15 protein-coding genes, 1 tRNA gene, 1 pseudogene and 1 riboswitch are annotated in these 19,006 nt (G+C 70.6%); of the genes and pseudogenes, 10 read left to right on the top strand and 7 right to left on the bottom strand.

Annotation, left to right across the window (positions count from 1 at the left end):
• Positions 1 to 101: 101 nt before the first annotated feature.
• Positions 102 to 602, bottom strand: coding sequence for a MarR family winged helix-turn-helix transcriptional regulator (locus tag ACLZOT_RS37175; protein ID WP_416973572.1), 501 nt, complete (start codon positions 600 to 602; stop codon positions 102 to 104).
• A 60-nt stretch (positions 603 to 662) separates the two neighbouring features.
• Here ACLZOT_RS37175 and ACLZOT_RS37170 point away from each other — a divergent pair, with 60 nt between their 5' ends.
• The 5 genes from ACLZOT_RS37170 to ACLZOT_RS37150 all read left to right on the top strand — a co-directional run bounded on the left by ACLZOT_RS37170 (position 663) and on the right by ACLZOT_RS37150 (position 5,625).
• On the top strand, positions 663 to 1,769 hold the full coding sequence (locus ACLZOT_RS37170) for a dihydrofolate reductase family protein (RefSeq protein ID WP_416973571.1): 1,107 nt from the start codon (positions 663 to 665) through the stop codon (positions 1,767 to 1,769).
• A gap of 41 nt (positions 1,770 to 1,810) precedes the next feature.
• On the top strand, positions 1,811 to 3,025 hold the full coding sequence (locus ACLZOT_RS37165; RefSeq protein WP_416973570.1) for an alginate lyase family protein: 1,215 nt from the start codon (positions 1,811 to 1,813) through the stop codon (positions 3,023 to 3,025).
• 51 nt (positions 3,026 to 3,076) lie between these two features.
• Positions 3,077 to 3,150 (top strand) — tRNA-Met (locus tag ACLZOT_RS37160).
• 238 nt (positions 3,151 to 3,388) lie between these two features.
• Positions 3,389 to 3,548: riboswitch (cyclic di-AMP (ydaO/yuaA leader) on the top strand.
• 7 nt (positions 3,549 to 3,555) lie between these two features.
• Positions 3,556 to 4,554, top strand: coding sequence for a M23 family metallopeptidase (locus ACLZOT_RS37155; RefSeq protein WP_416973569.1), 999 nt, complete (start codon positions 3,556 to 3,558; stop codon positions 4,552 to 4,554).
• Between the two features lie 123 nt (positions 4,555 to 4,677).
• Positions 4,678 to 5,625, top strand: a complete 948-nt coding sequence (locus ACLZOT_RS37150; protein WP_416973568.1) for an aldo/keto reductase — start codon at positions 4,678 to 4,680, stop codon at positions 5,623 to 5,625.
• A gap of 200 nt (positions 5,626 to 5,825) precedes the next feature.
• On the opposite strand, the gene ACLZOT_RS37145 is transcribed toward ACLZOT_RS37150, so the two are convergent.
• The 3 genes and pseudogenes from ACLZOT_RS37145 to ACLZOT_RS37135 form a co-directional block, all read right to left on the bottom strand.
• Entirely contained in the window at positions 5,826 to 7,133 is a 1,308-nt protein-coding gene (locus ACLZOT_RS37145; RefSeq protein WP_416973567.1) for a PrsW family intramembrane metalloprotease, read from the bottom strand.
• 106 nt (positions 7,134 to 7,239) lie between these two features.
• A complete protein-coding gene (gene trmB / locus ACLZOT_RS37140) occupies positions 7,240 to 8,058 on the bottom strand; it encodes a tRNA (guanosine(46)-N7)-methyltransferase TrmB (protein WP_416973691.1) in 819 nt (272 codons plus the stop codon).
• 159 nt (positions 8,059 to 8,217) lie between these two features.
• Positions 8,218 to 9,354: pseudogene (locus ACLZOT_RS37135) on the bottom strand (RNA-guided endonuclease InsQ/TnpB family protein); the annotation flags it as partial.
• Positions 9,355 to 9,461: 107 nt separating this feature from the next.
• Here ACLZOT_RS37135 and ACLZOT_RS37130 point away from each other — a divergent pair.
• A complete protein-coding gene (locus ACLZOT_RS37130; protein WP_416973566.1) occupies positions 9,462 to 9,665 on the top strand; it encodes an Arc family DNA-binding protein in 204 nt (67 codons plus the stop codon).
• A 338-nt stretch (positions 9,666 to 10,003) separates the two neighbouring features.
• Here the strand turns inward: ACLZOT_RS37130 and ACLZOT_RS37125 are convergent, their stop codons facing one another.
• Positions 10,004 to 10,603 carry a hypothetical protein gene (locus tag ACLZOT_RS37125; RefSeq protein ID WP_416973565.1) on the bottom strand — a complete coding sequence of 200 codons (600 nt, stop codon included), beginning with the start codon at positions 10,601 to 10,603 and terminating at the stop codon, positions 10,004 to 10,006.
• Between the two features lie 409 nt (positions 10,604 to 11,012).
• Between ACLZOT_RS37125 and ACLZOT_RS37120 the strand changes: the two genes are divergently transcribed.
• The 3 genes from ACLZOT_RS37120 to ACLZOT_RS37110 all read left to right on the top strand — a co-directional run bounded on the left by ACLZOT_RS37120 (position 11,013) and on the right by ACLZOT_RS37110 (position 13,250).
• Positions 11,013 to 12,134 carry an IS630 family transposase gene (locus ACLZOT_RS37120; protein ID WP_416973564.1) on the top strand — a complete coding sequence of 374 codons (1,122 nt, stop codon included), beginning with the start codon at positions 11,013 to 11,015 and terminating at the stop codon, positions 12,132 to 12,134.
• Between the two features lie 85 nt (positions 12,135 to 12,219).
• Positions 12,220 to 13,044 (top strand): helix-turn-helix domain-containing protein, encoded by an 825-nt coding sequence (locus ACLZOT_RS37115; RefSeq protein WP_416973563.1) that lies wholly within the window; start codon positions 12,220 to 12,222, stop codon positions 13,042 to 13,044.
• Positions 13,041 to 13,250, top strand: a complete 210-nt coding sequence (locus tag ACLZOT_RS37110) for a DUF397 domain-containing protein (protein ID WP_416973562.1) — start codon at positions 13,041 to 13,043, stop codon at positions 13,248 to 13,250. Before ACLZOT_RS37115 ends, ACLZOT_RS37110 begins: the two co-directional genes overlap by 4 nt.
• 198 nt (positions 13,251 to 13,448) lie before the next feature.
• Here ACLZOT_RS37110 and lhgO read toward each other — a convergent pair whose 3' ends face one another.
• Positions 13,449 to 14,669: an L-2-hydroxyglutarate oxidase gene (lhgO, locus tag ACLZOT_RS37105; protein ID WP_416973690.1), complete on the bottom strand. Its 1,221-nt coding sequence runs from the start codon at positions 14,667 to 14,669 to the stop codon at positions 13,449 to 13,451.
• Between the two features lie 63 nt (positions 14,670 to 14,732).
• Positions 14,733 to 16,157, bottom strand: a complete 1,425-nt coding sequence (locus ACLZOT_RS37100) for an MFS transporter (protein ID WP_416973561.1) — start codon at positions 16,155 to 16,157, stop codon at positions 14,733 to 14,735.
• 720 nt (positions 16,158 to 16,877) lie between these two features.
• Between ACLZOT_RS37100 and ACLZOT_RS37095 the strand changes: the two genes are divergently transcribed.
• Positions 16,878 to 18,977, top strand: a complete 2,100-nt coding sequence (locus ACLZOT_RS37095; protein ID WP_416973560.1) for an asparagine synthase-related protein — start codon at positions 16,878 to 16,880, stop codon at positions 18,975 to 18,977.
• Positions 18,978 to 19,006 lie beyond the last annotated feature (29 nt).

Raw genomic sequence — 19,006 nt, 5'->3', positions numbered from 1 at the left:
GCGGGTGGGGCGGCGGGCAGGCTGCTTCAGATTTGAAGCAGGTGCCCGGTTCCCGACCCTACTCCTCGTTTTAAAGTTGCAGCAACTGGTTTTGATGTACGTCACGTGTCGCTTTCGCACCCCGACGATCGGCGCAGCCAGGGCACCTCCTGCCCCTCCAGGCCCTCGGTGATCCGCCGGCTGATCTCCTCCAGCTGGCCCACCTGCTCCGGTGTGAGCCGGTCGAACAGCACCGAGCGGACCGTCTCGACGTGCCCCGGCGCGATCCGCTCCAGGATCGCGAGCCCCTCGTCGGTGAGCGCCGCGATGCTGCCGCGCTTGTCCCAGCGGCACTGCTCGCGCCGGACCAGACCGTCCTTTTCCAGCCGAGTCACGGCATACGTCAGCCGGCTGCGCGTGATCTTCGTACTCTCGGCGAGGTCCGTCATCCGCAGCCGGTGCTCCGGCGCGTCGGAGAGGTTGGCGAGGATGGAGTAGTAGAGGTGCGGCATGCCGGCGTCCTGCTGGAGCTGCCGGTCGAGCGCGTCCTCCACCAGGAACAGCGCGGAGACGTACGCGCGCCAGGCGCGCATCTCGTCGGGACTGAGCCAGCGGGTCGTCATACGTCCAGTGTAGGTTTGTTTCAAACTTGAACCAACATCAGCTCAGGGGAGACCGCGCAGATGACCTACCCGTACGTCCTCCTCTCCGCCGCCGTCTCCCTGGACGGCTACCTCGACGACACCGGCCCCGACCGCCTCCTCCTCTCCAGCCCCGCGGACTTCGACCGCGTCGACGAGGTCCGCGCCTCCGTCGACGCGATCCTCATCGGCGCCGGCACGATCCGCGCCGACAACCCCCGCCTCCTCGTCTACTCCGCGTCCCGCCGCGCCGCCCGCGTCGCCGAGGGCCGCCCCGAGTACCCCCTGAAGGTGACGGTCACGGCGTCCGGCGACCTCGACCCCGACGCCAGGTTCTGGCACACGGGCGGGGAGAAGGCCGTGTATACGACCGACCTGGGCGCCCGGCGGGCCGTAGAACTCGGGATCCGCGCCGACGTCGTACCCCTCGGGCCGGAGATCGACTGGCGGCGGCTGCTCACGGATCTGTACGGCCGGGGTGTGCGGCGGCTCATGGTCGAGGGCGGGGGGACGATCCACACGCAGCTCCTCCAGGCGGGGCTGGCCGATGAACTCCAGCTCGTGCTGGCGCCGTTGTTCGTCGGCGACCCGAAGGCGCCGCGGCTGTTCGGGGCCGGGGAGTACGAGCGCGAGCGCCTCCGGCTGATCGAGACGCGGCAGATCGAGGACGTCGTGCTGATGCGGTACCGGCCGAGCGTGACCCCGGCCGACCACCACTGGCTGGGCGTGGCCTGCGACCTCGCCGCGCTGTGCCCGCCCTCGGAGACCGCCTTCAGCGTCGGCGCGGTGATCGTCGCGCAGGACGGTACGGAGATCGCGCGCGGGCATTCGCGGGAGGGCGGCGACAGCGTCGTCCACGCGGAGGAGGCGGCGCTCGCGAAGCTCGACCCGGCGGATCCGAGGCTGCCCGGGGCGACGGTCTACTCCAGCCTGGAACCCTGCGCCCGCAGGGCCTCACGCCCGGCGCCGTGCGCGCGGCTGATCCTCGACGCGGGGGTGCGGCGGGTGGTGACGGCATGGATCGAGCCGGACACCTTCGTCCAGGACGCGGACGGGAACGGACTGCTGCGGGACGCGGGGGTGGAGGTGGTGCTGCTGCCGGAGTACGAGAAGGCGGCGAAGGACCCGAATGGTCATCTATTGGGGTGATACGACTGGCGAGGGTGGGGGCGGGCGGTGACGCTGCCCACATGAGGTCAGTCAAAGCCGTAACCGCCCTCCTCCTGGGCGCCGCCCTAGCCGCCTGTTCCAGCTCCGCCGGCGAACCCCGCCAGATGGCCCGCGCCCTGCCCCCGGACGCCTCGTTCACGCACCCGGGGGTTCTCGTCGGTGCGGATCAGCTCGACGTCGTACGCGAGAACGTGCGCGCCGGGAAGCAGCCCTGGCTGCGGGCCTATCTGGACATGCGGGACAGCAAGTACGGCTCGTACAAGTACCGGCCGGAGCCGTACGAGAGTGTCGACTGCCCCGGCGGCGACCAGCCGGACCGGCCCGCGCACGGGTGTGTGGAGGAGCGGCAGGACGCGATCGCCGCCTACACGCAGGCCCTGCTGTTCCGGGTGACCGGCAAGCAGGCGCACGCCGTGAAGGCGCGGGAGATCATGGACGCCTGGTCGGGGCGGATCCGGCGGCACACGGAGGACGACGCCGGGCTCCAGACCGCGTGGGCGGGGTCGACGTGGGCGCGGGCGGCGGAGATCGTCCGGCACACGCCGGGGGCGGGGTGGCCCCAGGACCGGGTGCTGAGGTTCGAGGGCATGCTCAGGAACGCGTACCTGCCCGCCGTGACGAGAGAAGTCCCGGACTACAACGGGAACTGGGATCTCGCGATGGCGGACGCGGCGATCGGGATCGGGGTCTTCACGAACGACCACAAGGTGTTCGACCAGGCGCTGAGCAGGTTCCGGGCGCGGGTGCCGGCGTACTTCTATCTGGAGAAGGACGGGCGGGTGCCGATCGCGCCGGCGAGGGCCGGGCTCGACGACCCGGTGAAGCTGACGAAGTACTGGTTCGGGCAGACGACGTTCAAGGACGGCGTCTCCCAGGAGACGTGCCGCAACTTCAAGCACGCCGGGTACTCGCTGGCGGCGGCCTCGCACATCGCGGAGACCGCCTGGCACCAGGGTGTCGACCTGTACGGCGAGGCCAAGGACCGGCTGAGGGCGGCGGCCGAGCTGCACGCCCGCTACCAGGAGGGCGAGAAGGCCCCGGCGTGGCTGTGCGGCGGGAAGGTCGACCGGAACATGGGGCCCGACCTGGAGGTCCTGGTCAACCACCTGGAGGGCCGCCTCGGCGAGCCGCTCCCGGCGGCGCACCGGCTGGTGGAGCGGCACCGGCCCGCCGGTACGGACGACCTGTTCGTGGCCTGGGAGACGCTGACGCACGCCCGCAACCCGGGGGTCTAGGGAAACCGGTTTGGAGATCCGCCCGGCGTCTGCCTATAGTTGTCTCACCGACGCGGGGTGGAGCAGCTCGGTAGCTCGCTGGGCTCATAACCCAGAGGTCGCAGGTTCAAATCCTGTCCCCGCTACTGAAAGAGAACCGGGATCCTGGAAACAGGGTCCCGGTTCTTTTGTGCCCAGATGTGATCACTCTGTGTATCCCGCTGTTCTCATCAGCACCCCAACTTGCCCGTTTCTCCCTGCGGTTGACCCAAAAATCCCAGGCCAAAATGTTTGTCGATCAAGAGGAACGGCTTGGAAACGGCCCCCCAGGTCGATTAACGTTCGATAACGCAGCACGGTCACAGCCGTCACAAGAGGCGGCTCCGTGCGCACGCGCCGAATCCCGTAAGGGAACCGGGGAACCACCACCTTGGGGTGAATCACGCGGACGCCACCGCTCACGAGCGGGCGGTTTACGCGCGTAGGAGACCTTCCCGCTCCGAACCCGTCAGCTAACCCGGTAGGCAGCGGAAGGAAAGGAGTGCGCCCGCGTGGCGAACCCGACTGCCCCCGAGGCCCCCGCCCCTCAGCCGACCTTCGGGTTCGGCGGCTACCGAGCCGACGAAGAAGGCCCCTGGGAGGAGTGGAACCCGACGGCGGACTCCGTCCCGGTCAAGGGCAGGCACCGCGTAGCCAAGCAGCGCACCGGAGGCGGCGGCTTCGCCCGTAGCTCCACGGTCCTCGGCGTCGGCGTCATCGCCGCCGTCAGCGCGGGCGGCATGGCCAGCGCCAACACGGGCAACGCGCCCGTCTCCATCAACGTCGCCGACATACCCGGCGTCGGCTCCCTCGTCTCCGACGACGGCGACCAGGCCCAGGACCCCGCGCCGATCAGCAACATCGTCGCCGAGGCCGGCCAGGAGTCCTCCGACGCCGCCGAGGCGCTGCGCAGCCGGATCATCGCGCAGGCCGAGTCCCAGCAGACGCAGGCCGACCAGCAGGCCAAGGTCGCCGCCCAGCGCGCCGAGGCCGAGGCCGCCGCGAAGGCCGCCAAGGCCGCGCAGGCCAACGTCGAGGACGCCAAGGAAGAGGCCGACGCCGCGGCCAAGCGCAAGGCCGAGGAGGCGCGGCTCGCCGAGCTCGCCAAGCAGTACGCGCTGCCGACCTCCTCGTACACCATCACCTCGACGTTCGGGCAGTCCGGGGCCCTGTGGTCGTCCGGCTACCACACCGGGCTCGACTTCGCGGCGCCCACCGGGACGCTCATCAAGGCCGTCCACAGCGGGACCATCACGGAGGCCGGGTACGCCGGGTCCTACGGCTACCGCACCATCCTCACTCTGGATGACGGCACCGAGATCTGGTACGCCCACCAGTCGTCCATCAGCGTCAGTGTCGGCCAGAAGGTCGGTACGGGCGATGTCATCGGGCGGGTCGGGGCGACCGGGAACGTCACCGGGGCGCACCTGCACCTGGAGGTCCACCCCGGGGGCGCGTCCACCGGCATCGACCCGATGGCGTGGCTGCGGAGCAACGGGCTGAACCCCTGAGGTTTTTTGACGCGGGGCCGCTTCGGATTCGGGGCGGCCCCGGTTTTTTTATGCGCTGCTTCTGACCGGATCTTTGCGGTACCGGCGGAATGTGCGCGTCCGGGGCCGTCGTTGACGTAGAGCATGACTACTCTGCGCCCGCTCGGCTCCTCCGACCTCGAAGTCTTCCCCCTCTCCCTCGGCGGCAACGTCTTCGGCTGGACCGCCGACGAGGCGGCCTCCTTCGCCGTCCTCGACGCGTACGCCGCCGCGGGCGGCAACTTCGTCGACACCGCCGACGCCTACTCCGCCTGGGTCGAGGGCAACAGCGGCGGCGAGTCCGAGACGATCATCGGCAAGTGGGTCGCCTCGCGCGGCAACCGGGACGACATCGTCATCGCCACCAAGGTCAGCCAGCACCCCGAGTTCAAGGGCCTGTCCGCCGACAACATCAAGGCGGCGGCCGACGCCTCGTTGAAGCGCCTCGGCACCGACCACATAGACCTCTACTACACCCACTTCGACCAGCCCGACACGCCCGTCGAGGAGATCATCGGCGCGCTCGACGAACTCGTCCGGGCGGGCAAGGTCCGGCACATCGCCGCGTCCAACATCTCCGCCGACCGTCTGCGCGAGTCCCTCGACTTCTCCGACCGCGAGAACCTCGCCCGGTACGTCGCGATCCAGCCGCACTACAACCTCGTCTCCCGCGACACGTACGAGGGCGCCCTCCAGGACACCGTCTCCCAGGCCGGCCTGGCCGCGGTGCCGTACTTCGCGCTCGCCTCCGGCTTCTTGACGGGCAAGTACCGCCCGGGTGCCGTCGTCGAGGGCGCCCGCGCCGCCGCCGGGGCGGGCAAGCACCTGGAGTCCGAGCGGGGCGTGAAGGTCCTCGCCGCCCTCGACGAGATAGCCGGCGCGAGGGGTGTCGAGGTCGCGACGATCGCCCTCGCGTGGCTCGCCGCCCAGCCGACGGTCGCCGCGCCGATCGCCTCCGCACGGGTGGTCGAACAGCTCCCCGCACTGCTGGCCGTGGGCGAGGTGGAGCTGACGGAGGCGGAGGTGGGGTTGCTTACGGGGGCTTCTGCGTAGGGGGAGTTGTCCGGGGTTTCCTTCCCGGCGGTAAGGAGTGACGGCCTTGCCGCCGGAGTGCTTTCAGCCCGGGGAACGACTGCTCGGCCGCACGGAGTCGACAGCACTGCTTGCGCGTACGCCGGTTGACGAGCCGCTCCCTCTATGGGCGCCGGGCAGGTGCTCCGGGCGGCCCGAGCTGGGCGTTGCCCGTCTGAGGTCTACGCCCGGTACCCGCCGTAGGGCGCCCCGTACGCCGGAGGCTGCTGCCAGGTGACGGGCGGCTGCCACTGGTGTTGCCAAGGCAGCGTCACCGGCATCGGCGGGGCCGTCGCGCGGGCCGCGTATTCGAGGGCCGGGCGGGTGGTGGTGCGGGCGGTCCAGAGGGCTGCGAGGAGGCGCTGTTCCCTGGCCACGAAGTCGGCGGGCGGGTGCCCGAGGCGTCCCCGGCGGCGGAGCTGGGCGAGGGCCAGGGCCGTGGACTCGTACTCGGTGAGGGTCTTGGCCGCCGGTTTGCCCAGGTAGTGGGTCGCGTAGTCGCGGGCGACGCGGCGGGCCTTCATGGAGGAGAGGGCAAAGGGTTCGGCGGGGGAGAGCCAGCCGGCGGCGACGTACGCGGGGAGTTCCTCGCGCAGGTAGCGGAGTTCGCGTTGGCGGGTCCAGATGACCAGCCAGGTCAGGAGGCCGAACACCGGGACCATGAACACGCCGTACACGACGAAGAAGCCGAGCGGGCCGAAGTGCGCGGAGCCGTTCCACAGGGAGTGCATGCCCATCGCGAGGACGAGGCCGGTGAGGGGGAACAGGACGCGGCGTACGCGGCGGCCGTCGACCGTGAGCGCGGACAGGCCGAAGCCGATGCCGGTGAAGACCGTGAACAGGGGGTGCGCGAACGGGGACATGATCACCCGTACGAAGAACGTCGCCGCCGTCACCGACACCTTGTCGCCGGCGATCTGGTCCGTGCCGTACGCCGAGCCCAGATAGAGGATGTTCTCGGTGAACGCGAACCCCGCGGCCGCGGTTCCCGCGATGACGACGCCGTCGACGAGGCCCGTGAACTGCCGCCTGCGGAACAGGAAGACGAGGAGTACGGCCGCGGCCTTCGCGGTCTCCTCGACGATCGGGGCGATCAGGGTCGCGCCGAGGGTGTCCGCGCCGTCCGGATCCGCGGTCGTGTTCGCTATCCACTGCGTCGTGAACGTGTTCGCCACGATCGCGATCAGCGTCGCCGCGCAGGCGCCCCAGGCGAACGCGAACACCATGTTCCGCCAGGGGGCGGGGTCCACTCGGTCCAGCCAGCGGAACGCGGTGAGGAGGAGGGGGACGGGGAAGATCGCCAGGCCGAGGCCCACCAACAGGCCCTGGGTGCCGGTCTGTTCGCGGACCAGCGCGAGGATGACCACGCCGGAGATCGTGAGGAGGGTGATGAGAGCCGTGTAGCGGACGGCTGGGCGTTGCCACCAGCGGGGGCGGGGTATCAGGGGGACGGGTGGGTACGCGGCACTGGTCGACACGTCAATGACCATAACGAGGGAATGGTTCTGCCGCGATGGGTTGTCTGCTGGGTGCGGCGCCATTGTGGTTGCTCGCGCCCACGCGGCGGAGCCGCAAATCGATACAGCCCCGCGCCCCTTAAGGGCGTTGATCTACCCGGCGGAACAGCAAATCCCGTACCACGTGGCCCTTCTCGATGCCCTGGCCCTCGAAGCGTGTCAGCGGGCGGAACTCCGGCCTCGGTGCGAAGCCGCCGTTCTCTTGCGTGTTCTCGAACTCCCCGTGCGCGTCCAGGACTTCGAGCATCTGCTCCGCGTACGGCTCCCAGTCCGTCGCGCAGTGGACGATCGCCCCGGGGCGCAGCCTCGTCGCCGCCAGGTCGAGGAACTCCGCCTGGATCAGGCGCCGTTTGTGATGCCGTTTCTTCGGCCACGGGTCCGGGAAGTACACGCGTAGCCCGTCCAGCGCGTCCGGCTTCAGCATCTCCCGCAGCAGGATGATCGCGTCCCCGTTGGCGACCCGGACGTTGGTGAGCCCGTGCTGTTCGGCGAGGTTGAGGAGGTTGCCCTGCCCGGGGGTGTGGACGTCCACGGCGAGGACGTTCGTCCCGGGGTCGGCCGCGGCCATCGCCGCCGTCGCCTCGCCCATCCCGAACCCGATCTCCAGGACGACGGGGCGCTCGTCCCCGTACAGCCCGGTCAGGTCGACCGCGTGTCCGTCGACGTCCAGTCCCCACCGCGCCCACAGCCGCTGCAACGCGTCCGCCTGCCCTGTCGTGACCCTGCTCCGGCGCGGCTGGAAACTCCGGATCCGCCGCTCGAAGTGCGACCCGGCGGGGTCGGCCTTGGGGCCGTCCGGGAAGCGGGGTTCGCCCTTGGCGCGGGTGGGGCGGACGGAGGCATGGGCTTCGGAGCCGGGGGTCTCCGGCTCGCCGCTGGGGTTCAGGGAATCAGACACATTGACATCCTCCCCCTCTTTTAAGAAGAGGGGGATTCCAACCCAGGTGGGTTGAGGTTCACGGACGCTCGACCGCTTGGTGGGCGGTGTCGTCCCTCCGGCACCGGCTGTGCGCCGGGGGCGGGGGGTCCCGCCCTGTCCTGCCACGACGTTGGCTGCTGCGTTGGTGTCCGCGTTGCAGGTGAAGCCGCAGGAGGAGCACTCGAACTCGGCTTGGTTCTTGCGCGAGTTCTTGTCGATCCATCCGCAGGCACTGCACCGCAGACTCGTGTACGGGGCGGGTACGTCCTCGACGCGGCCCGGGGCTTTGTGTCCGGTGCGCTGGCGCAGGAGGCCCCAGCCTTGGGCGAGGATCGCCCGGTTCAATCCGGCTTTGGCCGCCCGGCCGTTCTTGAGGTACTGACCGGGCCGGTCGGGGTCGGGCTTGGCCTTGGCCTTGGCGGTCATTGTCTTGATGTTCAGCTTCTCGAACCGCACGAGGTCGTAGGTGCGGGCGAGCATGGTGCTGGTCTTCTCGCACCAGTCCTTGCGCCGGTTGGCCTCGCGGGCCTTGAGCCGGGCAGCCTTGGCGTACTCGGTGGTCTTGCGGTCGCTGCCCTTGGGTGCGCGTGCTGCCCGGCGCTGGTGCTTGCGGATCTGCGCCCGCTCGCGCGTGGTGAGTTGGGGGCAGTTGAGGGTGCGGCCGTCCGACAGTGCGGCGGTGATCTTCACGCCTCGGTCGATGCCGATGGCCTCACCGGTGCCAGGAGCCGGGACCGGCTCGGGGATGACGGCGAACGCGATATGCCATTGACTGTTCTTGTAGGTGACGCGGAACGTCTTCGCGGACGGGGGCCGGGCGCCTTTGCCTTTGGCGCTGAGGCGGAAGCGGACCCATCCGCAGCCGGGCACCTTCACCTGCGCCCACCTGCGGTTGAGTCTCCGCACCACGACCGAGCGGCCCATGACCTGTCTGCCGGTCTTCGCGTTGAGTTTTGCCCTGCCGTCGTCGTCGAACTCCGGAACGAGGTCGGTGCCGATGACGCGGAAGCCTTCGTGCCGATGCTTCCTGCGCCACGTCGGCTCGCCGAACCCGGACGTGAAGCGGGCGTTCTTGGCCTTGGCGAAGTCCCTCAGCGCCTGCTGTTGAACGACCGCGTTTCCGGCGCCGAGCCACTCGTTCTCACGCCGGGCTTCGGTGAGCTGGCGGCACTGCTCGGCGAACGACGGGGCCGCCTTACGGCCCTTGCGCCAGTGCGCGTGCTGTTCGACGGCGAGGTTCCAGACGTACCGGGCATGTGCGCAGTGCGAGAGCATCTGCTCTTGCTGCTCACGCGTCGGGTACAGCCGGAAACGACTCATGCACCTATTGTGGGTGCACTATGGGTTCATGGTCAAGCCTGTTCCGGGTCTACTCTGGGTGCATGGTGAACTTCAACCTCCGTCTTCCCGACGACCTGCACGCAGCCATCAAGGCCGCCGCCGAACACGACGGACGCTCCGCCCACGGACAGATGCTGTGGTACCTGCGCCAAGCCGTCGAGTCCCCCGGCACGCCGGATCGCCCAGGCGGCGATCCGGCCGCCTCTGCCCCGCCACGCGGGAACGGGCATTCCTCCCGGTCCTGAAAGACAAGAGTCGGGGGGAATGCCTGGCAAGACCAGTGGGTCGGTTTTACGGGAGGGTGCCTGCGAGGACAGGCAGCGCCCAACTCGGGCCGTCCAAGGTGATGGTTACGCCGAACTCGGAAAGGTGGGGTGAGCGGTGGACCGGCCAGATGGCGATCGCGTCCTCGACGCTGCCCCGGATGAGGGAGGGGGCAAGGTCCAGTCGTTCTTGACCGCGCGGGTCCTGGCCTGTGAGTCGGTGGCCATGTCGAGGAGCGCTTCCGAGGGTGGAGGGCGGGTGTCCTGTCTCGCTCAATCGAGTCGTCTTCTCGACGAACCGAGTCGTCGGTGCTTCTGCGTCAGCGAACCGAGTCGCGAAGCTGAGCTTCGGGGACGATCCAGACGTGCTTGGCTACCTCGTCAAGCACGTCCATGGTCAAGCCAAGAAACGCCCTTCGCTCCGCTATGAATCTCATGCCGGCCTCGTGCACGGTGTCGCCCCCATCGCCAAGGCTGTCTGACGTGGCTGCTTCCGCGTACTCCCGAACGCCTTGGACCAGAGAAGACAACTGATCGACGAGGTCCTGGGCCGCCTCCGTGACGGTCTCGGGACCTTCCAGGATCACCACGAGTCCTGCGCTCTCGGCGTCCTTGAACTTCAGCCTGATCGCGGCGATCCGCGTCTCGTCGAGCGGGACCAGAGAGGATCTGGCCCGCAGCTCACGGAAGAAGGCTTGGTTGTCTCGGTCAGCGGTACCCAGAGCTTCGAGGAAGGAGAGGTAGGCAGTTTGTCGGCGTTCTCGGCGCCAGCGCTGATGCTCGACCCGCAGTTCATTCAGCTGCACACGATCCTGTGATCTTTCTCTGTGCTGTTCCGTACGGGCCGCAACGAAGGCGCTGAGAGCTGCCCCCATGACGGTGCCCAGCACGCCCACGACTGATACGAAGATGGCCGTCATACCGGCGTGTCTTCCCTGCAGTGGTACCCGTGTACGCCGACACGGGTTGTTGAGCCCACAGTGCAGGGGCCTGCTCCGGCCCGCGACTGCCGTCTGTCTCATCGAACCGAGTCCGCGCGTCTCGCAAGGTCGAGGTCTGGCTGGCGGTCGTCGCGCCGGTGCCGTGCTTGTTGCCCATGTCGACACGGGTGCCGTCCGGGTACAGCGTCAAGCTCCGTACGCCTCAGGGGGGTTGACTGAGGAGCGGGCACGTCGTTCCTCCAGGAGATGTGACTCTCTGTGCTGCATCGATCACATGATGAGCTGGAGAAGCGTACGCTCGCTAGTGCTGTGACCGCGTAGGTTCGCCGGGTTGGTGGTCGTGGCGGTTGGATGTGGGGTGACGTCCGATCCGAGTGCTGGAGGCGCTGTGGCCGAGCCTTTCCGTGTGCGCAGACTGACCGGCCAGGAGGGGCAGCGGCTGCAGCAGATCGTGCGTCGGGGCAGCACGAGTTCGGTGCGGTACCGGCGGGCGATGATACTGCCGGCCTCGGCCGGCGGGAACCGCGTGCCGGTGATCGCCCAGCCGGTGCAGGCCGACGAGGACACCGTGCGGGACGTGAACCACCGGTTCAACGAGATCGGCCTGGCCTGCCTGGACCCTCGGTGGGCGGGAGGCCGTCCCCGCCTGCTCAAGCCTGACGACGAGGACTTCGTCGTGGCGACGGCCACCACCCGCCCCACCAAGCTCGGCCGGCCCTTCACCCGCTGGTCCCTGCGCAAACTCGTCGCCTGCCTGCGGACAGTCCACGGCCGCATCATCCGCATCGGCCGCGAGACCTCACGTTGCCTGCTCGCCCGCCGAGGTGTCACCTTCCAGCGCACCAGGACCTGGAAGGAGTCCCCAAACCCGGAGCGCGAGGCGAAGCCGGACCGGATCGAGGAAGTGCTGGACCGTTTCCCCGACCGGGTCTTCGCCTTCGACGAGTTCGGCCCGCTCGGGATCAGGCCCGCCGCAGGCTCCGGCTGGGCCCGCCAGAAACACCCTGACCGGGTGCCCGCCACCTTCCACCGCACCCACGGGGTGCGTTACTTCCACGGCTGCTACTCGATCGGTGACGACCGGCTGTGGGGCGTCAACCGGCGCAGGAAGGGTGCCGGGAACACGCCGGCCGCGCTGAAGTCGATCCGTGCCGCCCGGCCCGACGGCGCCCCGGTCTACGTGATCCTGGACAACCTGTCCGCCCACAAAGGCGCCGGCATCCGCCGCTGGGCGACGAAGAACAAGGTCGAGTTGTGCTTCACCCCGACCTACCCCTCGTGGGCGAACCCGATCGAGGCGCACTTCGGACCGCTGCGGCAGTTCACCATTGCCAACTCCCACCACCCCAACCACACCGTGCAGACCCGCGCACTGCACGCCTACCTGCGCTGGCGCAACACCAACGCCCGCCACCGCGACGTCCTGGCCGCCGAGCGCAAAGAACGCGCCCGCATCCGCAGCGAGAAGGGCATCCGCTGGGGCGGACGCCCCCTCAAACTCGCGGCCTGATCAACCCGGCGAACCTACGCGGTCAGAGCACTAAATCCGGAGGCATTCCAACTGTGCTGGGAATCTAGGGGAGTTGATGGAACGCGTGAGCGAAGTGGGAGGTGGCTCGCCCGCCAACGCGGCCGAATACTTCGGCAACGAAGTCAAGGCGCTCCGCGAGGCGTTGGGGATGTCGCAGGCCGAGTTCGCGAAGGAGTTGAAGTACGGGGCGGCGCAGGTCTGCAAGGTCGAGGGCGGGCAGGTCCTGGCGTCGGAGTCCTTCGCGATGGCGGTGGACAGGGTCGCGGGGACGCCGGGGGTGTACGTCCGGCTGCGGGCGCGGCTGGTCAGCCTCGGTCACCCCGACTGGTTCCTGCCGTACGTCACGCTGGAGGAGAAGGCGACGTGGGTGCGTATCTTCCACCCTCAGCTCGTGCCCGGCTTGGCTCAGACGCCTGAGTACGCGCGAGCGGTGTTGCGGACCGGCCGCCCGGAGAACCTGGAGGAGTTGGTGGCCGCACGGATGAGCCGCCAGAAGATCCTGCGCCGCACGCACAAGCCTCCGGCCCGGCTGTGGCTTGTCCTCAACGAAGCGGCGTTGAGGACCAAGGTCGGCGACTCGATGGTGATGCGGGGTCAGCTTGAGCACCTCAGGGCCCTGGCGGAGGTCCCCAGGCACCGGGTGCAGATCATCCCCGACGGGGGATGGGACCATGGATCGCCCAGCGTATTCGGCCCGTTCGGGCTGCTGTCGTTCGACGACGGCCCTGACGCCGCGCACGTCGACGGGTTCCCCAGGGGGTACGTCCTGCTGGAACCGGACCATGTTCGGGAGGCCGAGGAAGCCTATGATCTGCTTACGGCCGCCGCAGCGCCGCCGGGCAAGACGGCCGACCTGATCAACTCCGTGCTGAAGGACTTCCGATCATGACCCACTCCCCTTCCGAGCAGGACTGGCGCAGCTCTTCGTACAGCGGAGCCAATGGCGGCGAGTGTCTTGAGTGGGCCCCCGAACACGCGCGTGCGACGGGCGAGTTCAAGGTCCGCGACAGCAAGACTCCCGACGGCGCTCACCTCACGCTGACCCGCACAGCCTTCACCGGCCTCATCGCCCTGGCCCATGACGCAGACGACTAGCGAGGACGAGCCGTTCTTCTCACGCACCTTCGAGGGACCCGGCACCACGCTCTCCAGGAGCGATGTGCGTGACGCCGTTGCCGATGCGGTCGGCCGGGAGACAGAAGCTGCGTCGGCGTACCCCAATCCCACGTGAACGCCTGGGGGTTGCCGTACACGACCTGCACCCGGTGGACGCCGTGAACGCGAGCCGCCCCCTCACACCCCCTCCAGCACCCCCAACGCCCTCCGCGCCACCTCCCGCCCGATCGGCAGCGATGCCGTGGCCGCAGGCGAGGGTGCGTTGAGGACGTGGACCGCACGCGCGCCCTCCTGGATCAGGAAGTCGTCCACCAACCCCCCGTCCCGCAGCACTGCCTGGGCCCGGACCCCGGCGTCGCCCCGGACGAGGTCGGACTCCTCGACGCCCGGCAGCATGCGGCGTACGGCGTCGACGAAGGCAGCCTTCGACAGGGAGCGGTGGATCTCGCCCGCGCCGTAGCGCCAGTGGCGGCGGCCCAGGCGCCAGGAGCCCGGCCAGGTCAGGGTGCGGGCGAGTTCGGAGCCCCGGATCACCCCCCAGTCGTAGCCCTCGCGGGCGAGTGCCGGGACCGCGTTGGGCCCGACGTGGACGCCCCCGTCGATGCCCCGGGTGAGGTGGACGCCGAGGAAGGGGAAGGCGGGGTCGGGGACGGGGTAGACCAGGCCCCGGACCAGGGAGGGACGCGTCAGTTCGTAGTACTCGCCCCGGAAGGGGACGATGCGGACCGAAGGAACGTCGCCCGTCATGCGGGCGAGCGTGTCGCAGTACAGCCCGGCGCAGTTGACGAGGACGCGCGCGCGTACGACGTCGCCGAGGGACGTCAGGACGGCGACTCCCCGGTGCGCGCGCCGGTCGACGCGGACGACCTCGGCGCCGTACCGGATGTCCGCGCCGGAGGCGTCCGCGAGGGTGCGCGCGACCGCGCCGTAGTCGCAGATGCCGGTGGAGCCGACGTGGATGGCGGCGAGGCCGCGGACCTCGGGCTCGTACTCCTGGATCTGGGAGGCGCCGAGTTCGCGTACGGAGATGCCGTTCTCCCGGCCGCGTTGCACCAACGCGTGCAGGCGAGGCAACTCCGCACGATCCGTCGCGACGATCAGCTTGCCGGTGACCTCGTGGGCGATGCCGTACTCGGCGCAGAACTTGACCATCTCGGCGCCGCCCTGGACGGCGTACCGGGCCTTCAGGGAGCCGGGGCGGTAGTAGATGCCGCTGTGGATGACGCCGCTGTTGCGCCCGGTCTGGTGGCGCGCGGGACCGGCCTCCTTCTCCAGGACGGTGACCTTGGTCCCGGGGGCGGCACGGCTGACGGCGTACGCGGTGGCGAGACCCACGATGCCGCCACCGACGATCAGCACGTCACAGTCGTACGGAACCCCACCGGACACGAGCACCACCTCCACTCTCGATAGTGCACTGCGCCACTGACAACGCCCTCAAACGTGATCCCCGCAGCGGATCTACGCCGGTGTCATCAGCAGCGGCCGGGCCCGCTCCCGGAGTTCCACCACGCGCGGCTCGTCGCCGTACGGCTCCAGGCGGTGGAGCAGGTCCTTGACGTACTCGGTGGTGCGGACGGAGGAGATGCGGCCGGCCACCTCGACCGCGCGCACGCCCTGCTCGCAGGCCGCGTCGAGGTTGCCGGACTCCAGCTCGGCGACGGCGGAGACGACGAGGCGCAGGCCGTGGGAGCGGACGAACTCCTCGGTCGGCTGGGAGAGGGCCTGTTCGGTGAACCGGCGGACCTGGCGGGGCGCCTTGAGGTCGCGGTAGCACTCGGCGGCGTCGGCGGCGAACCGGTCGTAGGAGTAGAAGCCGAGCCACGAGGGGTCGCTGTCGCCCTCGCGCGCGCGCTCCAGCCAGCCTTCGGCGGCACGCAGCGCCGCACCCGCCGCGTGTGCGTCGCCCGCGCGGGCGTGCGCGCGGGCCTCGACGAGGCGGAAGAAGCTCATCGTGCGCGCGGTGGCGAGGCCCCGGTTGCGTTCCAGGGCGGCCTGCGCGAGGTCGACGCCTTCGTCGCCGAAGCCTCTGTAGGTGGCCTGGAGGGACATCGAGGCGAGGACGTAGCCCCCGAGGGGGACGTCGGCCGCCGCGCGCGCGAGGCGCAGCGCCTGGATGTAGTACCGCTGGGCGGCCTCCTGCTGGCCGGTGTCGAAGGCCATCCACCCGGCGAGGCGGGTGAGTTCGGCGGTGGCCCCGAAGAGCGCGCGCCCGACCTCGTCGGAGTACGCGCCGAGCAGCAGCGGGGCGGCCTCCACGCGCAGGCACTCGGGCACCATGGACGAACGCCAGTCGCCGCCGCCGTACTTGGAGTCCCAGCGGCGGGCGTCCTCGGCGGCCTCCCGGAGCTTGCGGACGTCGCTGTGGCCGACTTTGACCGGGGCGCCCGCGCTCTCCGCGAGGGGCGCCTCGCGGGCGACGGAGCTGTCGGCCGGGGTTATGAGCCACCGGGAGGCGGGGGTCGCGTACGCGCTGACGGCGAACGAGCCCGCGAGGGACTGCCAGATGCCGCCGGTGCCCGCGCGCCGGCCCGCGAGGTCGAGCCGGTACAGCTCGGTCGCGGAGCGGACGGCCTGGCCGACGTCCCGGGGGAAGGCGAGGCCCACCTCGGGCGCGGGGTCGGCGTCGGCGAGGCCGATCTCGTGCAGCGGGACGGGCCGGCCGAGCTTCTGGCCGATCGCGGCCGCGATGAGGTGCGGCGCGGCCCCCTGGGGGACCATCCCCTTCGACACCCAGCGCGCCACGGACGTCTTGTCGTAGCGAAGCGTCAACCCGCGTTGTGCGCCTAAGTCGTTGACGCGACGCGCGAGCCCCGCGTTGCTGATTCCCGCGAGGGCGAGAACGGCGCCGAGCTTTTCGTTCGGCCCGCGTTGCTCCCTGGACATTGCGCCACCCCTCGACACAGACGGCTGCCGCGCTGGCATAACCACGCGGCATTCGTAAACCCAGCGTAGTTCGCCGCATCCCAAGCGTTAAGAGGCATTGTTCCGGTTGGCGGGATTGTTGCCCGTACGGAAGTGCGGGCTCCGTAGCGGTCCGTCGCTATGTGCTCCCGCTGTGTGGCCGTGCGCCTGCGTGTGCGCTCTTCTCCGGCCATCCCGGGAGCGCTTCGATGGATGGTGCGTGGGTCGGCCCGCTGTACTGGATCCAGTGGGCTGGGGGACACCGCCGCCTACATCCCCGCGGGCGGCGGAACGGTCCGGGGGGCGAACTCCGTCTCCCGGATCGCGCGCTCGCACAGGGTCGTGCGGGCCGTGTACGGAGCGTGTGCGCGGCTTTTCCAAAAGCTCCCGCAACAACCGCGCCACGCTGCGTATTTGGCCGAAAAACGCCCCTCGGACCGCCGGGTGATCAAGGCTCCGACCATGGGAATCGAGGGCGCACAGGGCGTCCAGGGGGAGCGTATCGGGGGCGCATTCACGTCGCGAGCGCGGGGGCGCACGCGGGGGTGTGCCGGGGTGCCGGCCCCGTCAACGGCACGCACGCGCGGGTGCGTTGCGGTGCCTGTCAGGCGTTCTGCCTTCCGTCATGGGCGCGTTCTTCGTGGCAGCATGGTGAACCGGTTCGTACGGTGCACCGGTTGTCCACAGCCTGTGGAGGCGTCGATGCGGTGGTTGGTGGGTTGGAGCATGACCGCCGCGGGGTCCGCGCCCGGCTCGGCGGACCCCTACGGCGGGTACGACGGCGCAGGCGCCGTCGGCCTGGACGGCGAGGTCGTCCAGCCGGTCGGCTCGCAGCTCCTGTGGGGCGACCCCGACCCCCTGTGGGCCGTCGGCGACTGGCGCCCCGACGAGATCCGCGTGGTCCGCGCCGACGAGCGCACCAGGATCGCCGTCCTCGGCCTGTGCGGCGCCAGCGACGAGCAGCTGCGCGTAGGGCTGTTGGCGGCCCGCGGCGGCGCCCTCAGACACCTCACCGCCTGGCCCGGCAGCTACACCGCCGTCGTCCAGGTCGACCGCCGCATCACCGTCTGCGGCGACCTCGCGGGCGCGCGCCCGGTCTTCCACACGCCCTGGGCGGGCGGTACGGCGTACGCGACCGCCGCCCTGCCGCTCGCCGACCTCGTCGAGGCCAACCTCGACTTCGGGCACCTCGCGGCCCTGCTCGCCGCTCCCGACGTACCGGCCGCCCTCCTCGACTCGACGCCCTACGACGGCGTACGACGTGTGCCCCCGGGGCACGCGCTCGTCCTGCGCGCGGGCGCGCGGGAGGTCGCGAACTACGAACCGGTCGCCTCCCTCGCCGTCGCCGCCGCCCCCACCGATCCGGACAGCGCGGTCGAGGGCGTGCGGGACGCGCTCGTCGAGGCGGTGCGTACGCGCCTGTCGGCTCCCCGGCACGTGCCCGACATGGATCCCGGGCCGGTGCCGGGGATGGGACCCGCCGAACGGCGTGCCGCGCGCGGGATGCCGGTGCCGGGGATCGGCGCGGACCTCACGGGCGGGCCCGCCTCCGGGACGCTCGCGCTGCTCGCCGCGGGCCTGCCCGGCATGCCGGGGACGATCCTCGGGCACGGCACGGGCGCGGGCGAGCGCCTCCTCGCCGTCACCTTCAACGACCTCACGTCCCGGCGTCAGCAGGAGGAGCTGGAGCGGGCGGGGGAACTCGCCGCGAACCCCCGCCTGCACCACGTAGTCGTCACCGGCGACGCCTCCATGCTCCCGTACACGGCCCTGGACGGCCCTCTGACGGACGAACCCGGCCCTTCCCTCGTCCTGGCCGCCCGGCACCGTGCGCGGCTCGCAGCGGGCAGCGCGGACCACTTCACGGGGCACGGCGCCCGGCAGGCGTTGGACGCGCATCCGGCCCGCCTCGCCGACCTCCTGATGGACCGTAAGCGGCGTCACCTCGTGAGGCCCATGGCCGCGTTGACCAAAGCCGACGGGTCGGTCCTCGTCCCCGCGCGCGTGTACGGCGCCGCCCGGCGCCTCGCGCGCACGCCCTACGCCGCCGGTCTGGAGTCGCTCGCCGACCGTCTGCTGTCCCGTCGCTTCGAGGACACGCCCGGCGCTGTAGGGGCCTCGTTGGCGGCCCTCACCTGGGCCCCCGCCGGGCCCGCCGCCCGCTGGCTCACCGGTGAGGCGCTCGCTGAAGTATCGGTTCGCCTCCAGTCCTCCACGTCCCGCGCGGGCGGGCCGGGACAGAGACCCGGCGACCATCGCGCGCGTGCGGCTCTCGCGAGGCACGCCGCCGATCTGCGCGTCCTGGAGCAGGCCACCGAGATCCGCTCCCAGCGGCTCCACGCGCCCTACCTCGACAACCAGGTGGTGCGGGCCTGCCAGGCGTTGCCGGAGACGCTGCGGGTCCAGCCGGGGGCCCGTGCCGCCATCCTGCGCCGGGTCCTGAAGGCTTCCGGGGTGGCCGAGTTGCCGCCGGGGTGGGGGACTCCGACGCCGGGTTCCGCGACCGCGACGGCCCGCGCGGGGCTTCGGGCGGCCACGGGGAGCGTCCTGACGTTGTTCGAGACGCCGCTGCTCGCCGAGGCGGGGCTCGTGGAGGCGCGGGTCGTACGCAAGGCCGTCCGGGCGGCGGCTGCGGGGGAGCCGTTGCCGCTGGCGGGGCTCGCGGACCTGGTGTCCCTGGAGCTGTGGCTGCACCGCCTGCTCGCGCGCAGGGGGACGTGCTGGACGGGGACACCCGCGCGGGCGCGCGCGGTGCCTGCCGGGATCGCGCCGAGGCGGGGGGCGTTGTCCTCGGGGGCGTGAAACTGGGGTGACCTGTACGGACGTTCACT

Origin of the sequence: Streptomyces sp. 4F14 (assembly GCF_048159485.1) — a bacterium.
GTDB lineage: Bacteria > Actinomycetota > Actinomycetes > Streptomycetales > Streptomycetaceae > Streptomyces.
The sequence above is the reverse complement of the archived record's forward strand: the minus strand, read 5'-3'. Positions and strand labels throughout refer to the sequence as shown.